We start from the raw sequence: 5707 nt of genomic DNA on the forward strand, positions 1-5707 counted from the left end.
CGTCGGGGCGGGCGCGGACGGCGAGGGGGCCGGCGCCCGCACGGTCGCGGGGTCCGGGCCGCAGACGACGCGGTTCTCGGCGTTGTACGTCGTCGTCCACGTCTCGCGCTGCTCGGCCCCGCCGCCGACGGGGGTCATGACCCGCGTGACGTCGACGGTGAAGCCGGTGTGCGTGGAGGAGTTCGGCGTGCAGTCCGAGGAGGTGTCGTAGACCGTCCGCGGCGGCTTCACGGCGCGGCGCGAGGACTTCTCCGCGCGCACGTCCATGAACCTCGTCCCGTAGAGGGAGACCACGACCTGGTCGCCGACGATGCCGGCCTGGACGTACACGCCGTGGCCGGAGTCGTTGCGGAAGCGGTTGTCGATGCTGCGCCAGTCCAGCGTCGCCTCGCGCCCCTCGGGGTAGCGGGAGATGTAGAGCGAGTGCGGCTTGTGCTCGACCTCGTCCAGGCCGGCGAAGAAGACCGCGTTGAACAGCGTCGTCGACAGCTGCGAGACCCCGCCGCCGTAGCCGTCGACGAGCCGGCCGCCGGAGATGACGGGCGCGCGGTGGAAGCCGCGCTCGGGGGTGCGCTCGCCGACGGTGTCGTTGAGGGAGAACTCCTGCCCCGGGCGCAGCACCGTCCCGTCCACGGCGGCCGCCGCGATGCGGATGTTGTCGGTGCGGTCGGCATCGGGGGTGAGCTTGGTGGAGAAGGTCGAGACCTGCTCCACGATGCCCAGCGAGGCCAGCTCCTCGGTGCCCAGCTGCGGCTGCGACGTCGTCAGCTCGACCTCGGCGCGCCGGGTCGGCGGGGCGCCGGTGAGGGCGGTGGTGACCGCGCCGGCCAGGACCTCGGGGGCCACGGCGGTGCCGGTGACGGCGGGCACGACCTGGGGGACGGTGCCGGCGACCTCGATGCGCGCGTCCTGCGGAGGCGTCTCGAACTGCGGGTCGGCGGCGAGCAGCGCCGCCTCCAGCCCCGGGCCGTCGGCCACGAGCTGCGCGCGCCCGTCCACGGGCCGCACGGCGAGCGCGGGGGCGAAGGCGGCCGGGGCCAGCACCGCCTCGCGCCCGCCGCCGGCCACGACGAGGTCGCCGGCCACGGCGGGGCGGGCGACGGTCTCGACGGCGGCCCGGACGGCGTCGGCGTCCAGCGAGGGGCGGCGGACGGCGGCCTCCAGCTCGACGGGGTCCGCGTCCGCGGCCAGCGCCGGGCTCGCGGCGGGCCAGGCGCCGGCGACGCGGCCGGCGGCGGCGACGACGTCGAGCGCGCGCCCGTCCTGCGGGGTGGTGACGACGGGCTCCACGGCGGCGGGTGCGCCACCGGCGCCGGGGCGGACCTCGAAGACCACGGCGCCCTCGACGGGCTCGAGCGCGACGGAGCCGGCCAGCGGCTGCAGCGCGGCCTGCAGGGCGCTGGTGTCGACGTCGACGTCGGGGGCGACCTCGCCGCCGCCGGCCACGTGGCGCCACAGCTGCCGGGGGTCCCAGCCGCCGGCGGTGAGGTCGTCGGCGGTGGCGGCCGCGTCGACGGCCAGGCCGGCCTGCGCGGGCGCCAGGGAGCCGGTCACGTCCGCGCCGGCGCCGCGGACCACGACGGGCAGCGGGGCGGCCGCCACCCGGCCGGCGGCCTCGGCGACGGCGCGCTCGACACCGGCCTGGTCCATGCCGCCGACGTCGACGCCGAGGACGCGGGTGCCGCGCGGGGCCTCGCCGGCGACCGCGAGCGCCGCGGACGCGTAGCCGCCGGCCAGCACGGCGAGCCCGGCCAGCACCCAGGTGCGCGGGCGCCGCGCCCAGTGCCGGGACGGGGCACCGCCGCGGGTGCGCCCGCTCTCCTGCAGCGCCGGCTGGTCGGTGTTGTGCACGGTCGTTCCCCCACATCGCCCTGGCGGACCACGCTGCGCGTCCGCTCGCCCACCCTAGGAGGCCGACGGCGCCCGCCGGTGCCTCACCGCCGATTCGCGCCCGACCGGGTGGACGCCGCACTCGGTGCGCACCGGACTCGATGCACACCGCACTCGGTGCACACCGAACTCGATGCAGAGTGCATCGGGAGCGCGCTACCCTCCTCCCGTGACCGTCTCCTCCCCCGACGCCCCGGGCCGGACGACCAGGCGGCGGGCGGAGACCCGCGCCCGCCTGCTCGCCGCCGCGCGCGACGTCCTCGCCGAGCAGGGCCTGGCCCGCAGCAGCGTCGAGGGCGTCTGCGAGCGCGCCGGCTTCACCCGCGGCGCCTTCTACTCCAACTTCGCCACGATGGACGACGTCGTGGCCGCGCTGTTCGCCCAGCAGGCGGAGGCGCTCATCGACCACGTCGAGCAGCGGCTGGCCCGGGCGCCGCGCGCGCAGGGCGCCGGCGTCGAGGAGGTCGTCGCCCACGTCCTCGACCTGCTGCCCGTCGACCGGCACTGGCACGCCGTGCGCACCGAGTACACCGCCCAGGCGCTGCGCAACCCGGCGGCCGCGGCGGTCCTGGCCGCCCAGCGCGCCCGGCTGCGCGCCCGGCTCGCCCCCGTGCTCGAGCAGGGCCTGCGCGACGTCGGGCGGCGCCTGACGGCCCCCGCCGACGAGGTCGCCCGCGCCCTCGTCACCGTCCACGAGGGCACCACCACCCCGCGCCTGCTCGGGGACGTGCCCGCCGACGACGGCTTCGAGGCGCGCCTGCTCGCCGGGGTGCTGCTCGCGCTCAGCGCACCGGACGCGGCGGCGGACGCGACGGCGGGTGCGGCGGCGGGCGCGACGGCGGGCGGTGGGTCGCGGTGAGCGGCGCCGACGGCGGGCGCGCGGACGCGCCGCAGGAGCTGGCGGTGCGCGCCGAGGGGCTGCGGCTGAGCACGGGCGGGCGCGACGTCTTCCGCCCCCTCGACGTGCGGGTGCCGGTCGGCGCGATGCTCGTCGTCCGCGGCCGCGCCGGGTCCGGCAAGACCTCGCTGCTGCTCACCCTCGCCGGGCGCATGAAGCCCGCCGGCGGCAGCCTGCAGGTGCTGGGGCGGCCGCTGCCGCGGCGCGCCGACGAGGTGCGGCGGCGCGCCGCGCTCGCCGAGGTCCGCGGCGTCAACGACCTCGACGACGCCCTCACCGTCGAGCAGCACGTCGCCGAGCGCCTGGCCCTGCACCAGCCCTGGTGGCGGCCGTGGGTCTCCCGCCAGCAGGTCGGCGAGCAGCTGGAGCGCGTCCAGCACGCCCTCGCGGTGACCGCCGACGCCGGGGCGCGGGTCCCGGCGCTGCCGCCGCGCGAGTTCGTCAGCGACATCGCGCCCCTGCAGCGGCTGGCGCTCGGCGTCGTGCTGGCCCTCATCGGCCGCCCCGAGGTCCTCGTCGTCGACGACGTCGACGCGCTGCGCCTGGGCGAGGACCGCCGGCGCGCGTGGGAGTCGCTGTCGGCGCTGCGGCGCACCTCCGCCACGCCGCTGACGGTCCTCGCCAGCTGCACCGACTCCGCCGACGTGCGCTGGCACGGCGGCGACGACCGCATCCTCCTCGACCTCCAGGACGCCTCGTGAGCTCCCCCCGCTCCGCCCGCCTCTCCCGCCTGCCGCGCTTCTCGCTGCCCGGCCTGGAGCTGGCCCGCTTCCGCCGCGCCACCATCACCCGGCTCGCGCTGCTCGCGGTCGTGCTCGTGCCGCTGCTCTACGGCGGGCTGTACCTGGCCTCCAACCACGACCCGGTGGGCCGGCTGTCGAACCTGCGCGCGGCCGTCGTCGACGCCGACGTCCCCGCGAGCGCGACCGGCCCCGACGGCACCGCGCGCACCGTCGCCGCCGGCGCGGACCTCACCCGCGAGCTGACCGCGCAGGACGCCGACGCCGGCTTCAGCTGGGAGACCGCCTCCGAGGAGGAGGCTGCGCGGGGGCTGGAGAGCGGCGAGTACGCGGCCGTGCTGCGCATCCCGCGCGACTTCTCCGCGGCCCTGGCCTCCACCGGCGGCGACGCCCCGCAGCGCGCCCGGCTGTCGGTGACCACCGACGACGCCGAGAACTACGTCATCGGCCAGGTCGCGAACACCATCGCCACGACGATCCGCACCGACGTCGCGCAGGGCGCCACGAGCGACTACCTGGGCGGCGTCCACGTGGCGTTCGGGCAGGTGCACGACTCCCTCGGCGAGGCCGCCGACGGCGCCGGCCGCCTGGCCGACGGCGCGCAGCAGGCCGGCACCGGCGCGGACACCCTCGTCGTCGGCCTCGGCGACCTGGGCTCCGGCGCCGACCGGCTGGCCGACGGCACGGGGGCGCTGCGCTCGGGCGCCGCGGAGCTGGCCACCGGCACCCGCCGGGTCGCCGACGGCGCCGGCAGCGCCGCGGGCGGCGCGGGTGCGCTGGCCGCCGGGCTGGAGCAGCTGCGCACCGCGACGGCCCAGCTGCCCGCGCAGACGCAGCAGCTCGCGCAGGGCGCGGGCGCCGTGGCCACCGGCGCCGGCCGCCTCTCCGAGGGCGCCGACGCGCTCGCCGGCGCCGCCGACCGGCTCACCCCGGCCCTGGAGCAGGCCCAGGCCCTCATCCCGCTGGTCGACCGGCTGCTCGCGCAGGCCCGGGCGCTGGCGGCGGCCGCCCCGGAGGACGAGGACCTCGCCGCGGCCGTGCGCACGCTGGAGCAGGCCCGCCGGGCGCTGGCCGACGGGTCGCTGAGCGGTGCCGCGCAGGGCGTCGGGCAGCAGGTGGACGCCCTGGTCGCCGGTGCCCGGCAGCTGTCCGAGGGCGCGACCTCCGTGGCCGGCGGCGCCGCGCAGCTCGCGGCCGCGGCCCCGGCGCTGCAGCAGGGCGTCGCGCAGGCCGCCGACGGCGCGGACGCGCTGGCGAGCGGCACGCGCTCGCTGGCGACGGGGTCCGCCGCCGCCGCCGACGGCGCCGCGGACCTGGCGGGCGGGGCGGCGCAGGTGGACGACGGCGCGGTCGCGCTGGTGGACGGCACCGCGCAGGCGCGCACCGGCGCCGCGCAGCTGGCCGACGGCACCCGGGCGCTGGCCGAGGGGGCCGGCACCCTGAGCACCGAGCTGCGCGAGGGCCAGGAGCAGGTGCCGGTGTACGCCGGGGAGGTGGCGGGCGAGCGCGCCGACGTCGTGGCCTCCCCGGTGGAGGCCGAGCGCGTCCGCGAGCACGCCGTCGCCCACTACAGCGACGGCCTGGCCCCGCTGTTCGTGCCGGTCTCGCTGTGGGTCGGCGGGATGGTGACGTACATGGTGCTGCGCGCCGTCTCGCAGCGGGCACTGGCCTCGACGGCCTCCTCGGTGCGGGTGGCGCTGGCCGGCTGGGCGCCCGGCGCGCTGCTGGGCTGCGCGCAGGCGGTCGTGCTCGTGGCCGTCCTGCACTGGGGCGTGGGCATCGAGTCCCCGGACGTGCCGGCGACGGCGGCCTTCACGGCGCTGGTGGCCGTGGTCTTCACCGCGCTGCACCAGTGCCTGAACGCGCTGCTGGGCGGGGCGGGGCGGCTGGTGGCGCTGGTCCTGCTCGTGCTGCAGCTGACGTCGGCGGGCGGGACCTACCCGGTGGGGACCTCCCCGGCCTTCTTCGAGGCCATCCACCCCTACCTGCCGATGACGTACGCCACCGACGGCCTGCGCCACCTGGTCGCCGGCGGGTCCGCGGGCGCGGTGGGCGCCGACGCGCTCGTGCTGGCCGGGTTCGGGCTGCTGGGGCTGGCGGTCACCGTGCTGGCCTGCCACCGCCGGCGCAGCTGGACCGTGGCGGAGCTGCACCCCAGCCTCAGCCTCTGAGCCCGCTC

Annotated in this window: 4 protein-coding genes; 3 read left to right on the top strand and 1 reads right to left on the bottom strand. The window is 78.9% G+C overall.

The annotated features are described in order from the left end of the window. The coding region (locus tag GTQ99_RS19015; RefSeq protein WP_166617287.1) for a VanW family protein at positions 1-1851 on the bottom strand (1851 nt) is incomplete at its 3' end. 208 nt (positions 1852-2059) lie between these two features. On the opposite strand from GTQ99_RS19015, the gene GTQ99_RS19020 reads away from it, so the two are divergent. Genes GTQ99_RS19020 through GTQ99_RS19030 form a run of 3 tightly spaced genes read left to right on the top strand, consistent with a single transcriptional unit; the run spans position 2060 to position 5699 of the window. Continuing rightward, the gene (locus tag GTQ99_RS19020) at positions 2060-2749 is read left to right on the top strand and encodes a TetR family transcriptional regulator (protein ID WP_166617288.1); all 690 of its coding nucleotides are present in this window, start codon (positions 2060-2062) and stop codon (positions 2747-2749) included. Beyond that, on the top strand, positions 2746-3489 hold the full coding sequence (locus GTQ99_RS19025; RefSeq protein ID WP_166617289.1) for an ATP-binding cassette domain-containing protein: 744 nt from the start codon (positions 2746-2748) through the stop codon (positions 3487-3489). Before GTQ99_RS19020 ends, GTQ99_RS19025 begins: the two co-directional genes overlap by 4 nt. Next, entirely contained in the window at positions 3486-5699 is a 2214-nt protein-coding gene (locus GTQ99_RS19030; protein ID WP_166617290.1) for a YhgE/Pip family protein, read from the top strand. Before GTQ99_RS19025 ends, GTQ99_RS19030 begins: the two co-directional genes overlap by 4 nt. The last annotated feature ends 8 nt before the right edge of the window (positions 5700-5707 follow it).

Origin of the sequence: Kineococcus vitellinus (genome assembly GCF_009906315.1) — a bacterium.
Taxonomy (GTDB): Bacteria; Actinomycetota; Actinomycetes; order Actinomycetales; family Kineococcaceae; genus Kineococcus; species Kineococcus vitellinus.